This window comes from Streptomyces lomondensis (assembly GCF_014651035.1).
In the GTDB taxonomy this organism is placed as follows: Bacteria; Actinomycetota; Actinomycetes; order Streptomycetales; family Streptomycetaceae; genus Streptomyces; species Streptomyces lomondensis.
This window is the reverse complement of record NZ_BMWC01000009.1, coordinates 19,531-44,307: the sequence shown is the minus strand read 5'-3', so window position 1 is coordinate 44,307 and position 24,777 is coordinate 19,531. Positions and strand designations below refer to the sequence as shown.

Below are 24,777 nucleotides of genomic sequence, written 5' to 3'. Positions count from 1 at the left end.
CGCCGGCGGCAGAAATAGTTGGCTAGCCACATGTTTGCTGTTACGGTGATTATGTGTCCAGCCACCTAAATGGGTGGTGGCACGAGAGGAGTCGTCATGAAAGCCATCCTGTTCGACCGTTTCGGGGGCACGGAAGTGCTGCGCGAGGCGGACATCGAGGTCCCGCAGCCCGGCCCGGGGCAGATCCGCGTCCGCGTCAAGGCGGCCGGGCTGAACGCGCTGGACGGCAAGATCCGCTCCGGGGCGCTGGAGGCCGTGTTCCCGACGCCGCTGCCCGCCGTCCCCGGTGGCGAGCTCGCCGGCGTGGTGGACGCCCTGGGTGAGGGCGTGCGGGACGTGCAGGTCGGCGATGAGGTGCTGGGCTGGTCGGACACCGGCTCGTACGCCCAGTACGCGCTCGCCACCACCGTGGCCCCCAAGCCCGCCGGCCTCGACTGGCAGCACGCGGTCGCGCTGCCGGTGGCGGGCGCGACGGCCGAGCGGGTTCTGAACCTGCTGGGCGTCACCGCCGGGGAGACCGTACTCATGCACGGCGCGGCCGGAGCGGTCGGCACCCTGGCGGTCCAGCTCGCCACGGCCCGCGGAGCGCGTGTGATCGGCACCGCCGGCCCCGCGAACCAGGACCACCTCGCCTCGCTCGGCGCCACCGCGACCCTCTACGGCGAGGGCCTGGTCGAGCGGGTCCGGGCGCTCGCCCCCGATGGCGTGGACGCGGTGTTCGACCTGGCCGGGAAGGGAGCCCTGGAGGACTCCATCACCCTGCGCGGCGGCACTGAGCGCATCGTCACCATCGCCGACTTCGGCGCGCATCAGCTCGGCATCACCTTCTCCAGCAGTCCCCGGGAACATTCCGCCGCAGGCCTGGCCGCGCTGGCGCAGGACGCCGCGACCGGCAAGGTCGTCACCACCGTCACCGCCTACCCCCTCGACCAGGCCGCCAGCGCCCAGCAGGTCAGCGACGCCGGGCATGTCCGGGGCAAGCTCGTTCTCACCATCGACTGATCACGCCCGCCGCTGCACCCACCACACCCGCCGCATGTCCCGATGACCACCTGCTCACCACCGCACCGAAGGACCATCCATGCTGAACGCCCTGTGGACACCGACCACCGTCGGTCACATCTCCCTCCCGCACCGCCTGGTCATGGCCCCCATGACCCGTGACCGCTCCACCCCCGAAGGCGTACCGACCGAGCTGAACGCCGAGTACTACGCCCAGCGGGCCTCGCACGCGCTCATCATCACCGAGGGCACCCAGCCGAACGCCGACGGCCAGGGCTATCTCCTCACTCCCGGCATCCACAACGACGAGCAGATCGCCGGGTGGCGCAAGGTCACCGACGCCGTGCACGCGGCCGACGGCCGGATCGTCATCCAGCTGATGCACACCGGACGCATCGCCCACCCCGACAACACCCCCCACGGGCGCCGGCCGGTCGCCCCTTCGGCGATCCGGCCGGAGGGCGCGATGTTCAGCGCGTCCGGGCCCCAGGAGATGCCGACACCTCGTGCTCTGTCGACGCAGGAGGTCGCGGCGACCGTCGACGACTTCCGCCGCGCCGCGGCGGCCGCCGTCGCGGCAGGCGCCGACGGCGTGGAGATCCACGGCGCCAACGGCTATCTGGTGCACCAGTTCCTGTCCGACAACACCAACCAGCGCACCGACCGCTACGGCGGCTCCCTCGGCAACCGCATCCGCTTCGCCGTCGAGGTCGCCGCTGCCGTGGCCGACGAGATCGGCGCCGACCGCACCGGCCTGCGCATCTCCCCCGGCAACCCCTACAACGACATCGCCGAGTCCGACACCGTCGAGCTGTATCCGGCGCTGGTGCGCGCCCTCAGCCCGCTCGGCCTCGCCTACCTCCACATCCTCCACGCGGGCGACGAGGAGCTGCTGGGCACCATGCGCACGCTGTGGCCGAACACGCTGATCCGCAACCGGGCCGGCACCGACCTGCCCACCCGCGCCAAGGACATCGACAACGGCACGGCCGACCTGATCTCCGTCGGCGCCCTCGCGCTCGCCAACCCGGACCTGGTCGAGCGGCTACGCTCTGACGCGCCGCTGAACACCCCCGACCCGGCGACTTTCTACGGCGGCGGGGTGGCCGGCTACACCGACTACCCCACCTACACCGTCTGAGGAACCCAACCATGCCCGCCCCCACGCCCCGCACCCCCACCACGGCCAGCGACGGGCCGATGAGCTACGCGATCTTCCAGCTCGCCCGTGCTCACCGGGCCCGCGCCGCCGCCATGCTCCGTGAGATGGACCTGCATCCCGGACAGGAACTGCTGCTGATGCACCTCTTGGACCGGGACGGCCAGACCCAGTCGGAGCTGCTCGAAAGCGTCGGCCTGGATCACTCCACCGTCTCCAAGTCCCTGCGCCGCATGCAGGACGCCGGCCTGCTCGTCCGCGAGCCGGCCGAACACGACCGGCGCGTCATGGTCGTCCACCTCACCGACAAGGGCCGTGCCATGCGCGGCCCCCTGGCAGCCATGTGGCGGGCCCTGGAGGAGACCTCCGCACGGAACCTCTCGGCGCAGCAGGCAGAGTCCTTCGTCCGTACCGCCTACGCCATCGCCGACGCGATCAACAGCCGCGCTCTTCCGCGGGAAGAGTCCGAGTAACTCCTCTCGGCTTGCAGCCCGGTTCCGGCCTGGAGTGCGAAGCGTTTCCGGCGTTCCTGCGAAGTGGACAGTGCCGCAGCGCACTCGGCTCACGAAGCTCCGGTCCGAGCTGGACGGAGCAAGGTTCCCCGGCTGTCGGAAGAAACCCGGGTCGAGCCGAGCCGGCCGACGGAAGCAGGCCGGAACTCATTCAGGGGAGCGGGGCAACACGCCCGTGGGGACGACGAGCCCTTCCCCGGCGCCGGACCGGCCGCACATCGAGGACGGACGCAACACCCGCGTCCACAGGCCAGCCCTCTGAGAGACCCGGGCCGACGGCGTCCACGTCCGCGGCCTGCACTGTCCCGCCCACGTGTCCCCCACTACTGACCTGATGGAGAGTGAGATCCCCCATGACCACCACCCTTCCCGTCCTCGTCGTCGGCGCGACCGGCTTCCTCGGGGGCAAGGTCGTCGACGAACTGCTCCAGCGCGGTAAGAACGTCCGCGCCCTGGTCCGGCCGACCACCGACGCGAGCAGGCTCGACAGCCGGGGTGTCGAGATCGCCCGCGGCGACATGCTCGACCTCGACTCGCTCGTCGCCGCCATGAACGGTGCCGACGCCGTCATCACCACCGCTGCCGGTTACACCCGCGGCGGCAAGAACGCGCACGACATCGACACCGTCGGCAACGCCAACCTCGCCGAGGCCGCCTGCCGCGCCGGCATCCGGAGGTTCGTCCTGACCAGCATCCTCACCAGCGACCAGACGCCCCAGGTCCCGCACTTCTGGCACAAGAAGGTCGCCGAGGACAAGCTCGAACAGCTCGGCGTCCCCTTCGTCGCACTGCGCCCGGGGGCCTTCCTCGACCAGATCGCGACCATGGCGGGCGATCCGATCGACAAGGGCCGCCTGATGTGGATCGGCAGGACCACCGTCCCGCTGACGTTCGTCCACACCTCCGATCTCGCGGCGTACCTGGCGGCCGCCGTCGACGCCGAGGCCGACAAAGGTGAGCGCATCGACATCGGCTGGGACCGTCCGGTCAGCATGCGCGAGATGGCCGACCTGATGGGCAACCGGGCCGGAAAGAAGATCAAGGTGTGGGCCGTCCCTTCCGCCGTCGCCCGCTCCGCGGGAGCCGTCACCGGCCGCTTCATGCCCCTGGTCAAGGACATGGCCGCGATGTTCGGCTGGTTCGACACCGGCCGCTATGTCGCCGACACCCGCCGCCAGGAACAGCTGTTCGGTCCCGTCCCCACGGCCGAGGACGCCCTCAGCCGGTACACCGACGAGCTGGGCACGGCGCAACACCGGTGACCGGCTCGCGCCCCAGCCCCGCCGCCCGGGCGCCGGCCAACCCATGAGTGGAGGAACCGCTGTGACAGATCGCCACACGTTCCTACCGCACCCGGAACGGGACCTGCCGGGCCGGCTGCAGCCGGGCTTCACCTGAACTGGCGATACGACGACACTTGTTGCACCTGGTGGCGTCAACGTGACGGGCGCTGAGCCGCATGAAGCCCCCTCGGCCAGCCTCGCGCCACAGTCGCTCCCCCGGAGAGGGTCCGCCCGCCAGGTACGTCGAATTCCCCCTGCGTCCAGCGGCACTTCAAGAAGGGTGCACCTGGCAGGACAACGTCATGCCCGGCGGCCACAACTGGATCGCCTGCACCAAGCGCTGGATGCCCGGCAACGAGACCATCGGCGACGTCCACACCCGGGCCGAAGCCGGTCCGGCGTGGGCCCCGCACGAGCGGCGGGGCCCACCGGGTCAGCAGGTGGAATTCGTCTGGGTCAGCAGGCCCAGCCGCCAGGGGAGGAGGTTGTAGTCACCGCCCGCGTTGGGGTTCATGCCTTGGTACAGGTACTGGAGCCGGCAGGCGGGGATGGTGAGTGTCTGGTCGTAACCGGCACGGATCATCTCGCCGTGGCTGATGTCCCTGGTCCAGGCTCCTGACGGGAAGGTGACGTTGTTCGACCTCGCGAACGGGTTGCTCTCGGACGCGGCCAGGGGTGTCCAGGAGCCGGCGAGGCTGGTTGTCGTCCAGGAGCGGAAGTAGCGTCGGCCGTCCGATCCGATGGCCTCGACGAGGAGCAGGTACTGGTTACTGCCCTGCACCTTGTACACGTTGCTCGCCTCGAAGAGGGCGTACTTGGAGTCCCGGGCCGCGATGACGGTGTTCGTGAAGCCGTTCGGGAACTGGCCGACGGTCGTCTGGGAGCGGTACAGGTGCCCGTTGTCGTCGGAGGAGAACAGGTAGCAGTTGGCGCTGTCGCAGATCACCCACATGTCGACCCAGTGGCCGTTGCCGATGTTCTGCTTGATGATGTCCGGCATCGACGAGTAGAAGTGGCGCGGGGCGCTCCACCCGTTCGGGTTGCTGATGTCCGGGTTCGTGGAGTACGAGGCGTTGCCGGTCTGGTACACGAGGTACCACAGGCGTTGCGGCGCGTAGTAGAAGACCTGCGGCGCGGCCCGGTACCCGCGTCCGATGGCGCTGCGGTCCAGATAGTGGTGCGTGGCCGAACCGGCCTGGGACCAGTCACTGAAGTTCAGGTACACCAGGTTGTATCCGGAGGAGCTCGCGGTACTGGCGAACACGTGGTACTTGCCGTTGTACCGGACGACCGTCGGATCCTTGATGCCGGCGATGTTGTGGGTGGCGTCCGACTTCGGGGAGATCAGTGTTCCGCTGGAGCTCCAGGAGAAGCGGGAGGGCAGCGCGGCGGCGGACCGGGGCGAAGGGTCGTCAGCCCGCTTCGTCACGGCCGAGCCGCCCATCGCGGTGAGCGTCGACTGGTAGGCCGGTTTCTTGTTGCCGTTGCGGTCGAACAGCAGGGGGTTCTCCTGGCTGCGCCAGGAGTCGCTGTCGCGGATGCCCCAGACGGTGATGCCCGTGCAGCGGGCCACGTTCATACAGGCCCTGACGGTGTTCGCGTACGCGTTCGGCGGTGCCTGCGCGATGTCCAGTTCGGTGATCTGCACGTCGACGCCGAGGGCGGCGAAGCTCGACAGCGTCGTCTGGAAGCTGGCGGGCGGGCCGCCGGCACCGAAGTGGGCCTGGAGGCCGACGCAGTCGATGGGCACGCCGCGTGACTTGAAGTCGCGCACCATGCGGTAGACGCCCTGGGTCTTGGCCGCGTTCCAGTCCTCGATGTTGTAGTCGTTGTAGCAGAGCTTGGCCGCCGGGTCGGCCGACCGCGCGGTGCGGAACGCCTGCTCGACGAAGCCGGTGCCCAGGACGTCCCGGAAGACCGAGCTGCGCATCTGGCCGCTGCCCCCGTCGGCGAAGGCCTCGTTGACCACGTCCCAGGAGTGGATCCGGCCCTTGTAGCGGTTCATCACCGTGGTGATGTGGTTGTTCATCACGCCGCGCAGCGTGTTCGCGTCCCTGATGGAGCTGACCCAGCCGGGCAGTTGGGAGTGCCATACGAGGGTGTGGCCGCGGACGCGCTGGCCGCGGGCCGCCGCGCGGTTCACTATCTGGTCGGCGGCGCCGAAGGTGAACTGTCCGCGGGACCGCTCGGTCGCGTCCCACTTCATCTCGTTCTCGGGTGTGACCGAGTTGAACTCGCGGTCCAGGATGCTGGTGTAGGTGCCGTCGCCGAGCCGTCCGGCGGCCACGGCGGTCCCGAAGTACCGCCCGGACTGGGCCGCCTGGGCCCCGAGCGTGGACGCCCGGTCGGCGTCGGGCGCGGCGGTCGCGGCACCGGGCGTCACCAGGGCGCCGATGGCCAGCAGGGATAACACCGACGCTCGGCGACGGCCGAGCCGTGTCAGCGGGTTCATGGTTCTCCTTCACCAAATTGATGGGGGCATGACAGATGCATGAGTGAAGTTCTCCTTATGCAGCCCCTCCTTCATGCGGTGTGAAGTAACCGAAGTGATCCCATCACTGTTCGAAATGTCGGACGCACATCGGCTTGTCGAGCATCCTGGATGATAGGAGGCTAGTCGTCACCGTCAATACATCTCGCATGATTCGTCTGCAGCTCCGAAACATTCGGAAGATCAACTGAGTCTTCTTGTGCCGTTGGGCTGCCAGAAGCAGCCCAACGGGCGGACGGTGTTGACATGTTCGAACGTCTCCCTAGTATCCGTGAGGCCCCTGCTTTCCGAATGGTGATCGAAATTGCGAACACCTCGCCCCCTCCTGGTGATGTGATGAAAAAGGAGCCCCGGTGCCCACACGATCAGGAAGACGACTGCTCCACCTCCTCGCGGCGGCCGTGCTGACGGTCACGGCGTGCCTGACGGCCTCCGCTCACTCCACCGCCTCGGCCGCGCCCGGCAGCCCGGCGCTCACCCCACCCTTGGGCTGGAACAGCTGGAACAGCTTCGGGTGCGGGATCACCGAGACCCAGGTTCGTCAGGCCGCCGACGCGATGGTGTCCTCGGGCATGCGGGACGCCGGCTACCGCTACGTGGTGGTCGACGACTGCTGGTTCGACCCCCAGCGGGACGCGGCGGGCAACCTGCGGGCCAACGCGGCCAAGTTCCCGAGCGGGATGAAGGCGCTCGGGGACTACATCCACAGCAAGGGCCTGAAGTTCGGCATCTATCAGGCACCGAACGAGCGCACCTGCGCGCAGGCCACGGGCGGCTACCCGGGATCCACGGGCAGCAGGGGCCACGAGGCCCAGGACGCGGCCACGTTCGCCTCCTGGGGCGTCGACTACCTCAAGTACGACTGGTGTTCCCCCAGCGGCACCCGTGACGAGCAGGTCGCGCGTTTCACGCTCATGCGCGACGCCCTGCGCGCCACCGGGCGGCCGATCGTCTACAGCATCAACCCCAACAGCCTCCACGCCATCACCGGCGCCACGTACAACTGGGGCGAGGTCGCCGACCTGTGGCGGACCACCGAAGATCTGCTCGACATCTGGCAGAACGGCAACACCAACAGCTACCCGATGGGCGTCGGCAACGTCCTGGACGTCACCGCGCCGCTGGCGGCGCAGTCGGGCCCGGGACACTGGAACGACCCCGACATGCTGGTCGTAGGCCGCCCCGGCCTGTCACTGACCGAATCCCGCTCGCACTTCGCCCTCTGGGCGCTGCTGGGCGCACCGCTCATGGCCGGCAACGACATCCGCACCATGTCCGCCGATGTGAGCGCGATCCTGCGCAACCCGCGTCTGCTGGCGGTGAACCAGGACCCGCTGGGCGCGGGCGGGCGCCGGGTGCGCGACGACGGCGGCACCGAGGTGTTCGCCAAGCCCCTGTCCGACGGCTCGGTCGCGGTGGGCCTGTTCAACCGGGGAGGCGGCACGGCGACGGTCACCACCACGGCCGCGCAAGTCGGCCTGTCCGGCGGGCCGTTCACCCTCACCGATGTGTGGAGCGGCGGCACGTCCAGCACATCCGGGCAGATCTCGGCGAGCGTCCCCGCGCACGGCGTGGCCGTGTTCCGGGTGAGCGGTGGCAGCCCGCTGGCGGCCACCACCTCGCGGCTGCGCGGCACCGCGTCCGGCCGCTGCCTGGACGTGGACAAGGCCTCCACCGCGGCCGGGGCCACGGTCCTGATCTGGGACTGCCACACGGCCGCCAACCAGCTGTGGACCACGTGGGCCGGCGGCGAGATCCGCGTCTTCGGCGACAAGTGCCTGGACGCCTACGACCGGGGCACCGCCAACGGCACCCGGGTCATCACCTGGCCCTGCAACGGCCAGGACAACCAGAAGTGGACCGTCGGCTCCGACGGGTCGATCCGCAACGTCCACGCCGGGCTGTGCCTCGACGTCAACGGGGCCGGCACCACCAACGGAACCCCGCTGGTCCTGTGGACCTGCAACGGCCAGGCCGGCCAGAAGTGGAACCGCGTGTGAGGGGCGTCGCGCCCCGGCCACGGCGCCACCGTGAACAGAAGGGAGTTGCACGATGACAAGGACGAGATCCCTCTTATGGCCCGCCATGATCGCGGTGCTGGTCGTCCTGAGCATGGGCGGCACGGCACTGGGGGCCGGCCATGGCGAGAAAACTCCACGCGCCACCTCCGGCGGCGCTGCCGCGAGCCCCGGATGCGGCAGGGCGCCCACTCTGACGAGCGGCACGCACACCATCCGGAGCAGCGGCAAGAACCGCAGCTTCATCCTGCGGGTCCCGGACGGCTACGACCGCAACCGCGGCTACCGGCTGGTCTTCGGGTTCCACTGGTGGGGCGGCACCTCCACCGACGTCGCCACGGGCCGCACCGTGGAAACGGGCACCTGGGCCTACTACGGGCTCCAGCGGCTCGCGAACAACAGCGCCATCTTCGTGGCACCGCAAGGCCTCGACAACGGCTGGGCCAACTCCGGCGGTGAGGACGTCACCTTCGTCGACGACATGATCAGGCGGATCGAAGCGGACCTGTGTGTGGACACGACACAGCGTTTCGCTCTGGGCTTCAGCTACGGCGCCGCCATGTCGTACGCGCTCGCGTGTTCCCGGGCGAGGGTCTTCCGCGCGGTCGCCATCCAGAGCGGCGGACAGCTCAGCGGATGCAGCGGCGGCACCCGGCCCATCGCCTATCTCGGGGTGCACGGCCTGCGGGACAGCGTCCTCGGCATCTCCGGCGGGCGGGCGATGCGGGACAGGTTCGTCAGGAACAACGGCTGCACCGCCCAGAACCCGCCGGAACCGGCGCAGGGCAGCCTGACGCACCGGGTCACCACCTACTCGGGCTGCTCGGCCGGCCATCCGGTCGCCTGGGCCGCGTTCGACGAAGGACACATCGCCGCTCCGCAGGACGGAGCCCCAGGGGACAGCGGCTCCAGGACGTGGCTGCCGGGAGAGGTGTGGAAGTTCTTCACGCAGTTCAAGACCCTCACGCTGCGGGAGTGAGGCGCTGCGCACAGACGCCGGTGCCCTGGTTGCCGGGGAGGTGGGCAACCAGGGCGAGCACCGGGCGGTCAGGATTCCTTGACAGCCGTACCGGTGACCGAGTCGCCGGACTTCGTGACCTTGTACTTCAGTTCGGCGCCACTGTGGAAGTGGAAGGTCAGCGTCGCCGGTTCGCCGTCCCGCAGCGACTTGAGTGTTTCGGTGGTCAGGATGATCGCGCCGTTCGCGTAGTCCGGCGAGAAGGCCTTGTTGAACTCCTGGTACGGAGTCCAGCTGGTCGGGCCGGCGTTGGTGCCGTCGGCGTACGTGGCCTCCATGGTCGCCAGCGAGTCACCCTGGTACTTCGTGGGAATGGCGAACTTCTCGGCCGTGCCCGTGGCGTTCGACAGCACCGGAGTGTCGTAGGTGACGACGTCGATCTGCCAGGGCAGCCCCTTGGAGAACCGGGCCTGGAGCGTCGCGTTGACCCCGTAACCGCGATCGCCGGTCAGCCGGGTCAGGGCCGGTGCCGTGAGGGTGAGCCGATCCTCGAAGACGGTGTAGTCCCGGCCCTCGGCGAGCTTGGTGTCGCCGTGCCACAGACCTCGGAACTTGGTGCCGTTCAGGTTCAGTGTGAACGACTGGGCCGTGATCCGGCTCGACTTCGCCACGTAGACCTTGTCGAAGGAGGTGGTTCCCGAGCGGGTGGTCCAGCTCGACTTGATCCAGGCGAACAGGGCGGGGTCCGTCCACTTCAGCGTCTCGCGGTTCAGGTAGGCCCAAGCTCCGGGGTCCCACAGGGCGGTGGTGACACCGGCGACGCGCGCCAGGTGTCCGACGTGCTCGTAGTACTTCAGCGCCTCGCCCCGCTCGATGCGGGAAGGGTGGTTGTGGTCGGGCCAGCCCAGCAGGCCGTACTCGCCGACGTAGACCGGGATGCCCTTGGCGACGAAGGTGTCGTGCATGCGGGCGAAGGCGTCGTCCGCGTCGTTGCGGGCGGCCTCGTCGTACCGGGTGCCGCCGGCGATGTTCACGCTGAACGGGTACCAGCTGTAGTAGTGCACGGTGGCGACCAGGTTGCTGTCGCGCAGCGCCCTGATCGTGGTGTGCAGGTCGTCCATGAGGTCCTGGGAGGGGGTGCCGACCTGTGTGGTCAGGACGAGCAGGCGGTCCTTGTTCCCGCCGCCCGAAGCGCGCACGACCTTGTGGAACGACGTGTTCAGCTCCTCCATGAGCCGGGTCTTCTGCGCGGCCGTGGCATCGGCGAAGATCGGTTCGTTGACGCCTTCGAAGAGCAGGGTGCGCGGCTCGTTCCGGAACGCCGCGGAGATCTGGGTCCACAGGGCGTTGAAGCGGGCGAGCACGTTGTCGTGGTCCGTGGAGATCTTCTCGATCCACTGCCATGAGTCGTGGTGGACGTTGACCACGACGTAGAGGTTCTCGGCGAGCGCCCCGTCGACCACCTCCTTGACACGCTTCATGTAAGCGGCGTCGACGGTGTAGGGCGCGGTGGTGGACTGGTGTGCGCTCCAGGTCACCGGGATGCGGACGCTGCGGAAGCCCTGCGCCCGGATGGTCTTCAACAGCTCCCTGGTGGCCTTGGGGTTGCCCCAGGACGTCTCGTCCGGAATCGCGTCCAGCGTGTTGCCCAGGTTCCAGCTGGGCTGCATCGCGGCGACGGCGTCCATGGCGCGGGCCGGGACCCTGACCGTGGAGGCTGCCTGCTGTGCCGTGCCGCCGGGCGCGGCGAGCGCGGTGCTGCCGGACAGTCCCAGGACGACGAGCAGCGCCATCAGCAGGCCGGCCAGGCGTCCGGGGCCGCGGCTGCGGTGGTGTGCGGGTCTGCGTATGTTCTTCATCGGTGATGCCCTTCGGTCGAGCAGTGGGAGGGAGGCCTGGTTCAGCCGTCGAGGGGCTCGTAGTCGAAGCAGTCGAAGCGGACGGTGCCTGCCGCGGCGTACATGCCGATGACCCGGCCCGTGAAGCCGCCGGCGACCTCGGTCGACAGGTAGCGGCCGTCGAGGGTCGCGAGTTCGGTGAGCGTGCCGTCGGACTGCTCGACGCCGAGGGAGACGACGTCGGGTCCGGTGCACGGCCCGTGCGGAGAGGGCGGTTCCGCGATCGTGACGGCGAGGACCACCGGCCCGGCGGGCACGGACTGTTCGGCCACGACCGTGCGCAGGGAGCCGACGCGCGCGACCACCCGCACCCGTGTGCCGGACACCTCGATCGCGTAGTGGTGCCGCTCGTCGAGCCGGACGGCGAGGCCGCCGCTTCCCTCCGCGGCATCGACCAGAGTCCGCGCCCGGCACGACAGATGCTGCTGGCGCCGGCCGGTGAACACCACGTCCGGCTCGTCCAGGGAGCCGCCCCGCGCGCGGAGCGTCAGCCAGCCGGGGCGCTCCTTGGTGGTGCAGTGTTCGGCGGTCCGGTCGCGCACGGAGAGCCAGGACGGTCGCAGTTCGGCGAGCTCGAAGTCGTCCCGGTGCTCCTCGACAGGGCCGGGGGAGAGCGGCCACGGCAGTTCGGGCAGGTCCAGGGCGACCTCGCCGACGACCGGCCAGTCGTCAACCCAGGTCACGGGCGCCAGGAACGTTTCGCGGCCGAGTACGTGCCAGCCCGGGGTGCCGCCCCCCGGCCGGACGCCGAGCAGCACCATCCACCACGATCCGTCGGGGCCTTGGACCAGGTCGGCGTGCCCGGTGTTCTGGACGGGGTGGTCGGTGCCCCGGTGGGTGAGGATCGGGTTGGCCGGGCACGGCTCGAACGGGCCGGCGGGCGTACGGCCGCGGGCGATCGAGACACCGTGCCCGCGCTCGGTGCCGCCCTCGGCGATGAGCAGGTACCAGTAGTCACCGATCCGGTACAGGTGCGGCGCCTCCGGGGCCTTGGCGCCCGGTCCACCGGACCAGAGCCTGTGCGGTGTGCCGTACGTCTGCCCGGTGGACGGGTCGAGACGGACCTGCGCGACCCCGGCGACCGTGCACCAGCAGGTGCCGTCCTCGTCCCAGACCAGGTCGGGATCGATGCCGGGGACACCCGGCGCCCAGACGGGGTCCGACCACGGTCCGGCGGGGTCGGTGGCCGTGACGATCAGGTTGCCGCCGCCCTCGCTGCAGTTGGTGACGATCAGCCAGAAGCGGCCGTCGTGGTGGCGCAGGGTGGGGGCGTAGATCCCGCCGGAGGACGACATGGAGGCAGGCAGCCGCAGTTGCTCCGGCCGGTCCAGGACGTTGCCGATCTGCGTCCAGTGGACCAGGTCACGGCTGTGGAAGAGGGGCACCCCGGGGAAGTACTCGAAGCTGGAGCAGGCCAGGTAGTAGTCGTCGCCGACGCGGCAGACGCTCGGGTCGGGGTGGAAGCCGGGGATCACGGGGTTGGTGACGCGTCCGTCCGGCTGGCGCAGAGGGGGCACCCGATAGGTCCTTTCGTCGATTGTGAGTGATGTGGGCGTGGGGTGGTTCAGGAAGCGCCGGCGGCCGTGGGGATGATGCGGAGCAGGACGGCGGACGGCGCGCTGGGCAGGGTCAGGCTCAGCTCGGACGTGCCGGGCCTCCAGGCGGAATCGGCCCGGCTGACGGAGGGGTAGAGCAGGTCGACACGGGCGGCGGTGTCCCGCAGGTGGGGCAGGTGGAGCGTCGCGGTGGCGTCGGTTCCGGGGCGGCGCCAGGCGGTGAGGTAGGTGGTGGCGGGAGTGCGCAGGACGAGGGCGATCCAGGGGTCGTCCCAGGCGGGAAGGCCCAGTGGCCAGGACGGCACGGCGTGCGGCAGATCGGCGCGGATGGCCTTGTACGCCGCTACCGCCTCGTGCACCAGGGCGCGGACCTCCGGCTCGAGTTCGGGAATGCGGCCGGAGAGATGGATCCGGCCGAGGAGCGCGCCCGCCATGGTGAAGGCCACCTCGTCGAGGGAGTCCTCCGGCTGGGGGTACGCCCAGACGGCACCCTGTTCGGGCGTGACGGCGGTGGGCGCGGACGCCGCGATGGGCGCGTAGAGGTGGAGGTTCTGCTGATCGCTCGTGGACTGCAACTGCATCCGGGACAACAGGGCGTGGTCCCAGCGCATGCCGCCGGAGGAGCAGTTCTCCACCACCAGGTGCGGGTACCGGTCGAGGACGCCGTCGAGCCAGTCGAGGTGCGCCCGGTTGTGGCCGAGCAGACCGGCGCCCGGGGTCTCGCCGGGGTGGGCGCTGGTGCCGGAGCCGGGGTCGATGTTGTGGTCGAGTTTGAGGTAGCCGACGCCCCACTCGCCGACCAGGCGGTCCACGACCTGGTCCAGGTGGGCACGGGCGGCCGGGTGGCGCAGGTCCAGGTGGTGCCGGCCGGTCTCCGTGACGCGGACGCCGTCGCGGCGGAAGAACGCCTCTTCGGGCAGGGACTTGGCCATGGGGCTGCGTACGCCGATCACCTCCGGCTCCAGCCACAGGCCGGGAACCATGCCGCGCTCCCGGATGCGGTCCAGCACCTCGTGGATCCCGCGCGCCCCGGGGAACCGGGAGGCGGCGGGCTCCCAGACGCCGACGCTGTCCCACCAGCCGCCGTTGTCGCCGTCGTACCAGCCGGCGTCGATCACGAAGTATTCGGCGCCCGCGTCGGCCGCCGCGTCGATGTGCGGCAGCAGCTTCTCGGTCGTGGGGTCGCCCATCAGGCAGTTCATGTAGTCGTTGAAGATGACGGGCAGGCGCTGATGGTCGGCGTGCGGGCGGCGCTGGGCGCGGCGGTAGCGGGTCAGCGCGGCGAACGCGGCGTCGGGGCCGCCGTCGGCGCTGAAGGACAAGGCGGCGGGTACGGTGCGGAAGACGGCGCCGGGTTCCAGGGGGTGCCGCCAGCCGTGGTGGGTGTCGGTGGGTCCGAACAGCGCCGCATAGGCCGCCCGGTCCCGCTCGCCGCACTCCCAGCGCCAGCCCCCGCCGTTGTGCTCGATCTGCCACACCCAGGTGCGGCCGGTACGCCGGTCGGTCAGGCCGCCCATGGGGAGGTGTCCGCAACTGGACCAGGTGCCCTGTCCGTTCAGGACGAAGCCGGATTTGCCGTGCGCGTAGCTCACCCGTCCGCTGCGGCCCGGTGTGGTCAGGCGCATCGGCTGTCGCTGCCAGCGGCATTCGGTGAGCCAGTCGTTCTCCGCCCACAGCAGATCCGCGGCGTCGATGGCCGCCGGGTCCTGCGGGGTGAGGCCGCCCACCGCGAGCGAGCTGACCGACTCCAGGTGCAGCGATGTCCGCCCTTCGTTGCGCAGGGTCACCTCGCCGCGGAGCACGGGGATGCCGTCCGGTGACCGGTAGGTCACCTCCGCGACGAGCCCCGTTTCCGGATCGTGGAGGTGCACGGCCAGTGTGTGCCAGTCGCCGTCGCGGGTCGCGTGGTGGGTCCGGTGGCGCAGACGCCCGCCGAGATCGGTGCCCACGAGGTGGCCGCCCGACCAGCCACGGCCATGACCGGCGGCCGTCACCTCCACCAGAGGCAGGGACGCACCGGGGATTCTCCGCGTTTCGCCGGGCAGCCCGAGGTGCGTGAGGCGCGGGCTGCCGTCGTCATCGAGGACGATCTCGAGGTGAAGTGCCTCGTGCCCCCAGTGGAAGGCCCCTTGTTCCTTGGTCATGTCGGCCCCTTCGAGGTCGATGCCCGCTCAACCGCCGGGCGGCGGTTCGTGCGCGAGGGCATCGGTGAGCAGGTCGTGGGCGGCGTCCGGCAAGAGCACGGCCTCGGGGCCGGGGTGGAGCAGAACCTGCCGGTGGCGGCAGCTGTCGAAGCGCTTCACCGACAGACGCAAGTTAACGGACGATTTCCGTGTGAAACAAGGGCCTCTACCGCAACTGGCTCTCTCTTGCTGGACCATTGACAGTCCATCGGAGTGAATGCAGCGTTGAAGCGCTTCGACATCGCCCCTGGTGAACACCGTCGCCGCCCTGCCGGGAACCCGGCGGCGGCCCGCCAGGCTCGGATCTCACAGCGGCTGGGGCTCGGCGAGGGGCTGCGCGCACCAGATCGTCTTGCCCTCGGTGGTGTGCCGGGTGCCCCACCCCTGGGTGAGCTGGGCGACGAGCAGCAGGCCCCGGCCGCCTTCGTCGAAGGCGCGTGCCCGGCGCAGGTGCGGCGCCGTGTTGCTGGCGTCGGAAACCTCGCAGATCAGGGAGGTGTCGCGAATCAACCGCAGCATGATCGGGGGCTCGCCGTATCTGATGGCGTTGGTGACCAGCTCACTGACCACCAGTTCGGTGACGAACGACACCTCCCCCAGACCCCAGGCCTCCAGCTGGTCGAGGGCGAACTTCCTGGCGCGCGGCACCTCTGCGGGGTCGGGTACGACGTCCCAGTCGGCGACATGCTGGGGATCCAGCGCGTGAGTGCGAGCGAGCAGCAGGGCGGCGTCGTCGGTGCGGCGTTCCAGATGCATGGCGTCCATGACCGTGTCACAGAGGCCCTCCAGCGAGGTGGTCGAACGGTTCAGGGCCCGCAGCAGTTCGGCGACGCCCTGGTCGACATCGCGCTCACGGCCCTGCACCAGTCCGTCGGTGTAGAGGGCGAGCAGGCTGCTCTCGGGCAGCTCGAGCTCGGCCGCCTCGAAGGGCAGTCCACCGAGGCCGAGCGGTGGTCCCGGCTGTACGGGAACCGGGGCCCTGGCGCCGTCCGAGGAGATGATCAGCGGCAGCGGATGACCTGCGCTCGCCAGTGTGAAGCGGCGGGAGACCGGGTCGTAGACGGTATAGAGGCAGGTGGCCCCGAACTCACCGGTCGGCTGGAAGTGCCCGGCGGGCTGAAGATCGCTGGCGAGGTGGATGACCAGGTCGTCCAGGTGCGTCAGCAACTCGTCCGGCGGCAGGTCCACGTCGGCGAGCGTGCGGACCGCCGTGCGCAGCCGGCCCATGCTGGCCGAGGCGTGCAGGCCGTGGCCGACCACATCGCCGACGACCAGGGCGACCCGGGCCCCGGAGAGCGGGATGACGTCGAACCAGTCACCGCCCACTTCCGAGCCGGTGCCGGCGGGCAGGTAGCGGGATGCCACCTCGAGCGCCTCCTGGCTCGGCAGCCGCTGTAGCAGCAGGCTGCGTTGCAGGGTCAGCGCGGTCGTGCGCTCGCGCGCATACCGACGGGCGTTGTCGATGGCGACGGCCGCCTTGGCGGTCAGCTCCTCGGCGAGGATCAGGTCGTCGGCGGTGAAGGCCTCGGGCCGGTTGCTGCGGGAGAACGCGACGACGCCGAGCAGCGCGCCCCGCGCCCGGAGCGGCACGGTGAGCCGGCCGGTCAGCCCCTCCGCGGCGAGGGACTCGTCGATCAGCGGGTTGCCCGGCGGCCAGTGGGCCGGGTCTGCGGCGAGCCCGGGTCCGAAGGCCCATTCGCCGCCGGGGCCGGGCTCGGCCGCGACCTGAACGGTGGACCTGCCGGTGGCCATGCAACGGGCGGCGACGGAATCGGGAGCGTGACTGACCGGCACCGGGTGCCCGGGAGCCCGGTCGGTGTCATGGGTCGCACTGTGCCGGGCGGCGCGGCTGAGCGCGATGGCTTCGCCGGAGGCGGGGGAAAGGGGCGGTTCCTCTCCTCGCAGCACCTCGTCGAAGAGATCGACGGTGACGAGGTCGGCGAATCCCGGGACCGGGGTCCTGGCCAGCTCCTGGGCGGTGCCCAGCACGTCGAGTGTCCGGCCGATGCCGCCGCTGGCCTCGTTGAGAATGAGCAGGCGCTGCCGGGCCCAGTACTCGGCGCTCATGTCGAAGCCCCAGTTGGCGACCGCGCGGACCCTGCCCTCGGCGTCCCGTACGGGCCACATGCTGGTGGCCCAGGCATTGGCGTAGTCGCTGCCGAGCGGACGGAAGACGGTGATGAGCCGCGCGGGCTCACCTGTCCTCGCCACCTCGGAGAGCTGGTCGGTGTAGGCCTTGTCGTCCAGTTCGGGGAACAGCTCGCGGTACTTCTCCCCGAGCACTTGCTCCTCGGAGTGCGCCATCACCCGGCACGCGGAGGCGTTGACCCACAGAAACCGCAGCTCAGGGTCGTAGACGCCCAGGGCGAAGGGGCACTGTTCGAAGGCCAGGTCGGCGATCACCGGGCGGCGTTCCCAGCGATGGACGGTGATCGCGTGGCCCAGCACCCGGCCACCGGCGCCGAGCAGCGGATGAGCCGACACCAGGGCGTCCACTGTGGAACCGTCCCGGTGTCGCAGGGGGAGGAGCCCCATATGGTCGGGGCCGCTGCCGGAGCTCTCGGGGAAGCCGGGTGGTGGGGGAGCGGCCAGCAGGTCGGTCACGGGGCGCCCGACGGCGTCCTCCGCCGTCCAGCCCAGCAGCAGCCGTCCGCTCTCGCTCCAGCCGCTCACCACGCCGTCCGGGCCCACGACCAGCGCGGCAGCGCGGGCGTCCTGCGTGCCGCCCATGTCCACGCGCCTCACCTCCGCCCGGACAGCCGCGCCCGTCAGGGCCGGTCTGCAGCCGCAGCTTCCAGCCTAGGTCCGCTTCCGCTCCACGGCGCCCCCGCCAGTGAGTGCCTGACCGCCGGGTGCGGAACCGAGCGGCGGCCGGTGCCGTCACCAGTTCATCGGCAGTCCGGCGATGAACGAGGTGAGCCGGTCGGAGACGACTCGGTCGTCGCGGGCCGAGTAGTGCCGGTGGCAGCCGAGGAAGTCCAGGTCCGAGCTGTCGAGGAACCAGCAGCGGACTCCGCTGTCGCCGGCGTCGTTGCGCGTCCGGAGTTTCTGGAAGTCGCCGTAGGCGCTGCGGTAGGCGGCCGCGAGGCTGTCGGACGTCCACGGCTCACCAGGGTTGACGGCCGTCGAGAAGTCGTTCCCCTCTCACTGAGTCTCCGCCGGCTACAGCGCGGTGAAGGTCCACAGCAGGTTGGTGCTGCTGCCGTAGGTCCACTGCTTGGTGGTGGAGCCCGAGTCGACGTTGCCGCCGCCGTCGAGAACCAGACCGGTGGTGCGGTTGGCGATCGAATAGCGGTCACCGCCCCGATGGGTGATGGTCCACTGCTGGTTGGGGCCGCCGTTCCAGGCGGCCTGCCTGGCGGCGGAGCCGTCGGCGGTGGCGCCCCAGCCGTCGGCGACCATGCCGTTGGTGCGGTTGACCAGCCTGTAGTAGCCGCCTCCGACAGCCTCCGCATGCCACTGCAGGTTCGAACTGCCGTCCCAGGTCCACTGCTTGAGGTGGGAGCCGGAGGCGACGTCGCCGCCACTGTCCAGGGCGAGGCCGCTGGTGGCGTTGGTGATCCGGAAGTACGTCGCCGGGTCGAACTGGACTCTCAGCGAGGCGATCTGGTCGTTGCTGCCGGTGACCCTGAGGTCGGGGTTGTCGGCGGTGAAGGTCCAGGAGGTGCCGGTGAAGTTGTCCCCGGAGTAGCCGATCACCTGATAGCCGGGGGCCGGCCGGAGGGAGGAGAGGGTACGCGTGCCCGGCCCGGCCGCGGAGAGGTCTGCCGCGGTGTAGTCGCCGAGGGTGAGGACAGCGCAGTCGCCGGTGTAGTCGACGTCCGTGAAGGCGACGGCGCCAGCGAGCGGCCGCAGGCCGGGGATCGTGCCGGAGAAGGCGAGCTTCAGGACGTAGGCGTGGGCGCCGTACGGCGCGGAGGAAGGCAGGGTGACCGTGAGGCCGGAGGCGTGCTGGGCCGGCTTGGGCAGGTCGATGTAGGTACCGGCGGTGGTGCCGAGGAGCTTCACCGAGGTCAGCGAGGAGAGGTTGATCCGGTCCGAGCCGAGGGTCTTGATCGTCAGGGAGCCGCCGGGCCAGCCCAGGGCGGTGGCGTACAGGACGTCGTTCGCCTTGTTGCGGGTGAAGCGGATGTCCTGCGCCGTGCCGGCCGTCGGTCTGGTGAACGAGCCGCCGCCCATCTTGGTCGGGCCCTCGCCGTACGCCGTCCAGGCGCGGGTCGCGTACACCGACTCGCCGAAGCGCTTCAGATGGTCGCCGATGCCGAGCAGGATGTCCTTCTGTGCCTGGGGGATGGTGCCGTCGGCCATCGGCGCCATGTTCAGCAGCACGTTGCCGTTCTTGCTGACCCGGTCGATGAACGAGTGCAGCATCTGCTGGATGCTGTAGTAGCCGATGCCCTGCGTGTAGCACCAACTGCTGCTGGAGACGCTGTCGTCGGTCAGCCAGTACGGGGTGGTGAGGTCGGCCGGACCGCCGCGCTCGTAGTCGAAGACCTCGCCCTTGCCGTTCATGCCGTCCTTGTACGTGGCGACGACCTCACGGCCCCAGCTGTTCGCCTGGTTGTAGTAGTACGCCAGGAAGTTCAGGCGCTGCTGCTCGTCGACGGCGTCCAGGTTGAAGTCCTGCCACAGGATGTCGGGCCGCGCGCGGTCGATGACCTCCTTGAGCTTGTCGAACCAGAGCTGGTTCGCGGCGGCCGGGTCCAGCTGCCCGTAGAGCTTCTTAAGGCTGGGGTCCGTCTGGGCGGGGGCGTACTCGTAGAAGCCGGTGAAGTTGTACGCGTGGTGCATGGCCACCAGCAGCTTGAGGCCCTTGGCGCGGATGGCCGTGGAGAAGAGCTTCAGCAGATCCAGTCCTGGTCCCTTCTTCACCGAGTTCCACTCGTTGACCCGGCTGTCCCACATGGAGAAGCCGTCGTGGTGCTCGGCGACCGGGCCGGCGAACCTGGCGCCCGCGTCGACGAACAGCTGCACCCACTCGTCGGGGTCGAACTTCCCGCCGGCCGACTTCAGCTCCGGGGCGAACTTCACGGTGTTGCCCGCCAGGTCCTTCGCTCCGTCGATGAAGTTGTGGTACGGCCACGCCGATGGCCGGCCGTAGGTCGCGATGTGATGCTTGTTGGGTGAGCTCCCGGCCTGGTACATGCTGCGCGGGTACCACTCGTTGTCGAAGGCGGGGACGCTGAAGGCGCCCCAGTGGAAGTAGATCCCGAACTTCGCGTCCTGGAACCACTCCGGCGCCGGCGGGTGCTGGTCGAGCGAGTTCCAGTCGGGCGTGTACGTGCTGGGCGCCGCCTCGGCGGCACCGGCACTGAGCCCACCTCCGGCAACGGCCGCCGCGGCCACGCAGGTTGCGGAGGCCACGAACTGACGTCGGTTGATCGAACTCGACATGGACACATCCCTGATGCGGAAGGGGGCAAGGGGAATGCAGGGGCCACGCCTGAAGGTCCGTCATGTCGCCATGGGATGTCAACCAGTGTGCAGGGATGAAAGTGGCCATAGCTTTGGGGGAGCTGCCTGTTTTGCCCCCATCTGGCATGTATCGCGATCACGGAAACATGGCATGTCTACCAGGACGTCCCGCCGCCGCGATCGCCTTCCCGCAGACGCATCCCAGTATCATCAGGTCACCCTCGGCATGCGGACTCCGGAACAGGTCGGACGAAACGTGAACTCCATGATCAGCACGTCCCGGACGGTCTCTGGGATGATCTCCGTACTCAGGGCTGATCAGGTCGGACGTGCTCATGGGGGCACGTAGGGGGAGGGATGAACGGTGTCACTGACGGACAAGGCCATCGAGCAGATCCGTGAGCTGATCCGGACCGGTGCCCTTCCTCCGGGCTCGAAGCTCCCACCGGAACCGGACCTGGCCGCCCAGCTGGGCCTGTCCCGCAACCTCGCCCGCGAAGCGGTCAAGGCGCTGGCCGTCGCACGCGTCCTGGAGGTCCGGCGGGGCGACGGCACGTATGTGACCAGCCTCCAGCCGAGCCTGCTGCTGGAGGGTCTCGGCGGCGCGGTGGAACTGCTGCAGGGTGACTCGGTCGCCCTGCAGGACCTCATGGAGGTGCGGCGGCTCCTCGAACCGATGGCCACGGCCCTTGCCGCGACCCGAATCTCCGATGCCCAACTGGCCGACGTGAAGCGGCACTTGGACGCCATGCGCGAAGCCCGCGACGACGTCGCACAGCTCAACGCCCACGACGCCGCGTTCCACCGCGCCGTGGTTTCGGCCACGGGCAACGAGACCCTCCTCACCCTCCTGGAAGGGATCTCCGGCCGCACCCTGCGCGCCCGCATCTGGCGCGGTCTGGTCGACGACAAGGCCGCGGGCCGCACCCTCGCCGAGCACGAGGCGATCTTCAACGCGCTCGCCACCCGTGACGCCGCCCTCAGCCAGGCCGCCGCGCTGCTCCACGTGAGCAACACCGAGCAGTGGCTGCGGAAACACCTGCGCTCCGGCGAACCCCTGCCCCTCGGAGCGGCAGCGCAGAACTGACGGGCGGTCGCTGCCGCCACGGTGCACCGGATGCCGCGATACGGTCCAGGGGCATGGGATGTATTACCTCGAGTAGCTATTGACGTGGACATGCTGACTGTATGCTGTGGGTGGTGACCGTACGAAGTCACCCCCGCATCCGGCAAGCAACGCCGACCTGCGCAACTACGAGCTCACCGCCGACTCCACCGGCTACGACGGCCTGGCCGCCAACCCCTGTCCCGGTAGCCGCCGACGAGGCATCCGAACTGTTCGAGCGCGACGACGTCCTGCGAGACGGGCGTGCCCGACGGACGGGCAGCCGCCTCCGGCAAAGGAGAGACAGATGAAGGGCATGCTCAGGGCACGCAGGGTTCCATGGTGGGGAGGTGGGAGGCGTGCGGGAGTGCTCGCCGCGGTGACCGCCCTGATGGCGGCGCTGCTGACCGGGGTCGGTGCCGTGGGGACGGCGCGGGCCCAATTCCACCTGCTGACAGCCCGAATTTCGATCAGAGTTCCGGTACCACGGTCGCGCGGCAGGCCGATCGTCAACCCGATCATCCGGGGGGTCGCGCATGCTCACCCGCTGTTTCGAGAGCTTCACGCCCGAACACGGCAGGCTCACGCCCCGCTCGGCCCTTGACTCCGACGCTCCCGGGGTCGATCCGGGATCGGCCTCGACGGCACGTGGGCGAGTTGCCCTGCGGAGCTGACGTCTCCTGCAGTGGCTGCGACTTTGTCATCCGGAGAATCTCGCGTGGACGTCAGGGGACGGACCATCCGGCAGGCTTCGGTAACGGCCCCGCCGGTCGGCGTGCATCGCCCCGCCGACCGGCGGCCCCTCGTCCCGATTCGATCCGGCGCGACCGGACGGCGGTCTTCTCCATCCGACCAGCGGCAGCTCCAGCCACACGGCGGGGTGTCATCCTCCAGCGGGCAGACACTCGCCCGCGAGGAGGCGGAACGTCGTGCGATCCGCGAGCGCCTGGGCAACTGGCCAGATCCTGGTTGGTCTCCCGCCGGGTGCATGAGCAGGGCGGGCCGCCGCGGCGCCGGCGCGGAAAGCCCCCGCAGCGTCACCTCGTAGCTGACGCGCCGCTGCGCGCGGCGCAACCTCTTCCCTGCCCCGCACCGCGTCCTGTATCGGTTGTACGACCGCGCAGCGCCCTCACTGCGTGGCGCGCGCCGGCGAATTCGACCCCGGACTATCGGCAGCCTGGAGTGCGATCATGAGGCCCGACGCCGTTGCGGAGTTGGGGCCGCCGTGGGTGGCGGCGGGGAGGGGTCCCGGTCATGGCGGGGTTCAATGGTGACCATGATGCGTAGAACGTCATCCGCCGTCGTCGCCGTTGCCGTCGCTGTCGTGTTCGCCGCTCTCACGTCGTGTTCCTCGGATTCTTCGGACGGTTCCCCCGCTGAGGGCCGGCCCAGCGGGTCCGAGGCCGGGACACCGGCGTCCGCCCCCACACCGACTGTCACGGAGACGGCCACGCCATCGCCCTCGCCGACCGGGCCATGCGCTGACGGGACGTGCGAGATAGAGGTCGCCGTGGGGGACGTCGTGACAGTGCCGGAAAGGTACGGCCTCGGGCCGATCGAGGTGAAGGCGATCACCGGCGGCGAGGTCGAGATGGTCGCGCCGCTGACGGGGTCGGGCTACAGCGTTTCGGGCTGTTCCGGTGGCGGCGGCGTGTCATCGGAAGGCGGAGGCGGCGTCGTGCTCCGCTGCGGCGAGGGACCCGCCGCGACCATCAATGACGCGATGAGCCTGAAGGTCGTCGACATCCTCGACACCGCCGCCGTCCTCCGTATCGAACCCGTTGGGTGACTTACGGCTCGGCCCTTTGGGCCTGGCTCCCTCACGGTCCGTACGAGGGCGCCGGTCACGCGGGGACAGTTCCGAAAGAGCTGAGGTCCTCCAGTGAACCCGTGGGCGCGCGGGCGTTGCCCTCTGACACCGGGACGGAAAGGATTTTTGAATGCGCGGCTCAGGGCAGCCATGGCTAAGGATCCTGGGCTGGGCTCTGTTCATCGTCGGCATGACCATGTTCTTCATCAACGCCGAGGCGCTGATGAACGGCGACGCCGTCGAGTGCGACGGCAGCCCGATGAGACCCGGTCAGTGGTGCGTGAGCTTCAGCGGCGGCGAATCCCTCAGCTACGACGAGGAGAAGCAGAACGAAGCCCGTGGAGAACTCGTCGGCTACGCCGGGGTGGGCCTGAGCGCCCTCGGTATCGTCGTCTTCATCAGCAATGAGATCACCACGCGGCGAGGACACCGAAAAGGCTAGCAGGGCCCTGCTGACCCGCGATCAGGTTCGGCAGTACGCCTTTCCTGCGACCAAGGGCAAGGCGCGACTACCCGCGATGGCTGGATCCCCTGCAGAGGCGGTCCCACCGGCGACCTGGCCAACAGGGCGGTCCGGGAGCGCTCGGTCGGGTCCACGGTCAGGCCCTCACTGGAGTTTCACGGTAGGTCCAGCGGGCCAGGCAGTGACAGCGTTCGGCGGGGAGGGGCGGGCACGAACAAGGGTGAGGTCCTGGCCGGCGCTACAGCCGTTCCGGCAAGGCGTCCGACGGTATCTTTGCGCCCTTCGCCTTGTCCCCCGCGGGGAGTTGGTCGGCGTAGCCGGCTTCAGTCCACACGAACTTCTTGAACTGTTCCGGGGTGAGTGCTCCCCGCCACGGGGCGCCGCCCGGGCAGAACACCGAGGCGCAGCCGGAGCAGTAGTGCGCCGGCCGCCACAGGCGCTCCGCGCGAGCAGCCCCCGCCTCGACGGCGGCCTTCTCTCGCCCGTCACTACGTACGACCACGAGGGTCCCGATGATGCAGAGGAGAGCGAGCGCGGCGCCGCCGACCGTGTACAGCGACTTTTCCTGTTGAACACCGACGCACGCGAGGGCGATGCCGATACCGGTCAGCAGCATGCCTTCCGCGAAGTGCATGCATCCGTCGCCGGTCTTGTCCGGCCCAGGCGCCAGTCGACCGTACAGGTCGTCACGCATCGCGCCCTTACCGCCGCGGGCCTGCTCGACTGTCCGGACGTCCGTACCGCCGCACCTCGGACACGTCACCACAACCGGCCCTCCGGCCGCCTCGGACTCCATGCTGATCAGCCTATCGCTGGCCTGAACTCAGAGGTCCAGCCGACCGCTCACTCGCGTCACTCGCGCCATGGGACTGACTGCCTGATGCCTCAGCCTACTCCGGAGCTCTGACACTCCAGCGGTAGATC

At 69.8% G+C, this 24,777-nt stretch carries 16 protein-coding genes and 1 pseudogene; 9 read left to right on the top strand and 8 right to left on the bottom strand.

The window, feature by feature from the left end:
* Positions 1–96: 96 nt before the first annotated feature.
* From IE255_RS27175 to IE255_RS27160, 4 genes are all read left to right on the top strand, one after another.
* Positions 97–1,002: an NADP-dependent oxidoreductase gene (locus IE255_RS27175; RefSeq protein ID WP_190053010.1), complete on the top strand. Its 906-nt coding sequence runs from the start codon at positions 97–99 to the stop codon at positions 1,000–1,002.
* A 79-nt stretch (positions 1,003–1,081) separates the two neighbouring features.
* The gene (locus tag IE255_RS27170; RefSeq protein ID WP_190053009.1) at positions 1,082–2,143 is read left to right on the top strand and encodes an alkene reductase; all 1,062 of its coding nucleotides are present in this window, start codon (positions 1,082–1,084) and stop codon (positions 2,141–2,143) included.
* An 11-nt stretch (positions 2,144–2,154) separates the two neighbouring features.
* Positions 2,155–2,634 carry a MarR family winged helix-turn-helix transcriptional regulator gene (locus tag IE255_RS27165; protein WP_190053008.1) on the top strand — a complete coding sequence of 160 codons (480 nt, stop codon included), beginning with the start codon at positions 2,155–2,157 and terminating at the stop codon, positions 2,632–2,634.
* 392 nt (positions 2,635–3,026) lie between these two features.
* The gene (locus IE255_RS27160; protein WP_190053007.1) at positions 3,027–3,935 is read left to right on the top strand and encodes an SDR family oxidoreductase; all 909 of its coding nucleotides are present in this window, start codon (positions 3,027–3,029) and stop codon (positions 3,933–3,935) included.
* A gap of 454 nt (positions 3,936–4,389) precedes the next feature.
* On the opposite strand, the gene IE255_RS27155 is transcribed toward IE255_RS27160, so the two are convergent.
* The gene (locus IE255_RS27155) at positions 4,390–6,408 is read right to left on the bottom strand and encodes a glycoside hydrolase (RefSeq protein ID WP_190053006.1); all 2,019 of its coding nucleotides are present in this window, start codon (positions 6,406–6,408) and stop codon (positions 4,390–4,392) included.
* A 392-nt stretch (positions 6,409–6,800) separates the two neighbouring features.
* Between IE255_RS27155 and IE255_RS27150 the strand changes: the two genes are divergently transcribed.
* Positions 6,801–8,447 carry a glycoside hydrolase family 27 protein gene (locus tag IE255_RS27150; protein ID WP_190053005.1) on the top strand — a complete coding sequence of 549 codons (1,647 nt, stop codon included), beginning with the start codon at positions 6,801–6,803 and terminating at the stop codon, positions 8,445–8,447.
* Positions 8,448–8,532: 85 nt separating this feature from the next.
* A pseudogene (locus IE255_RS27145) lies at positions 8,533–9,426 on the top strand (CE1 family esterase); the annotation flags it as partial.
* Positions 9,427–9,512: 86 nt separating this feature from the next.
* Here the strand turns inward: IE255_RS27145 and IE255_RS27140 are convergent.
* From IE255_RS27140 to IE255_RS27120, 6 genes are all read right to left on the bottom strand, one after another.
* Positions 9,513–11,282, bottom strand: coding sequence for a cellulase family glycosylhydrolase (locus tag IE255_RS27140; RefSeq protein WP_190053003.1), 1,770 nt, complete (start codon positions 11,280–11,282; stop codon positions 9,513–9,515).
* Between the two features lie 41 nt (positions 11,283–11,323).
* On the bottom strand, positions 11,324–12,838 hold the full coding sequence (locus IE255_RS27135; protein ID WP_190053002.1) for a glycoside hydrolase family 43 protein: 1,515 nt from the start codon (positions 12,836–12,838) through the stop codon (positions 11,324–11,326).
* 47 nt (positions 12,839–12,885) lie between these two features.
* A complete protein-coding gene (locus IE255_RS27130; RefSeq protein WP_190053001.1) occupies positions 12,886–15,021 on the bottom strand; it encodes an alpha-galactosidase in 2,136 nt (711 codons plus the stop codon).
* A gap of 27 nt (positions 15,022–15,048) precedes the next feature.
* Positions 15,049–15,180 carry a hypothetical protein gene (locus IE255_RS39975; protein ID WP_267975537.1) on the bottom strand — a complete coding sequence of 44 codons (132 nt, stop codon included), beginning with the start codon at positions 15,178–15,180 and terminating at the stop codon, positions 15,049–15,051.
* Positions 15,181–15,366: 186 nt separating this feature from the next.
* Positions 15,367–17,790 carry a SpoIIE family protein phosphatase gene (locus tag IE255_RS27125; RefSeq protein ID WP_190053000.1) on the bottom strand — a complete coding sequence of 808 codons (2,424 nt, stop codon included), beginning with the start codon at positions 17,788–17,790 and terminating at the stop codon, positions 15,367–15,369.
* Positions 17,791–18,222: 432 nt separating this feature from the next.
* A complete protein-coding gene (locus IE255_RS27120; RefSeq protein WP_190052999.1) occupies positions 18,223–20,454 on the bottom strand; it encodes an alpha-L-fucosidase in 2,232 nt (743 codons plus the stop codon).
* A 385-nt stretch (positions 20,455–20,839) separates the two neighbouring features.
* Between IE255_RS27120 and IE255_RS27115 the strand changes: the two genes are divergently transcribed.
* From IE255_RS27115 to IE255_RS27105, 3 genes are all read left to right on the top strand, one after another.
* On the top strand, positions 20,840–21,562 hold the full coding sequence (locus IE255_RS27115) for a FadR/GntR family transcriptional regulator (protein WP_190052998.1): 723 nt from the start codon (positions 20,840–20,842) through the stop codon (positions 21,560–21,562).
* Positions 21,563–23,090: 1,528 nt separating this feature from the next.
* Complete coding sequence (locus IE255_RS27110) at positions 23,091–23,369, top strand: hypothetical protein (protein WP_190052997.1); 279 nt, start codon at positions 23,091–23,093, stop codon at positions 23,367–23,369.
* A 151-nt stretch (positions 23,370–23,520) separates the two neighbouring features.
* Positions 23,521–23,832: a hypothetical protein gene (locus IE255_RS27105; protein ID WP_190052996.1), complete on the top strand. Its 312-nt coding sequence runs from the start codon at positions 23,521–23,523 to the stop codon at positions 23,830–23,832.
* A 259-nt stretch (positions 23,833–24,091) separates the two neighbouring features.
* Here IE255_RS27105 and IE255_RS27100 read toward each other — a convergent pair whose 3' ends face one another.
* A complete protein-coding gene (locus tag IE255_RS27100; RefSeq protein WP_190052995.1) occupies positions 24,092–24,649 on the bottom strand; it encodes a hypothetical protein in 558 nt (185 codons plus the stop codon).
* Between the last annotated feature and the right edge of the window lie 128 nt (positions 24,650–24,777).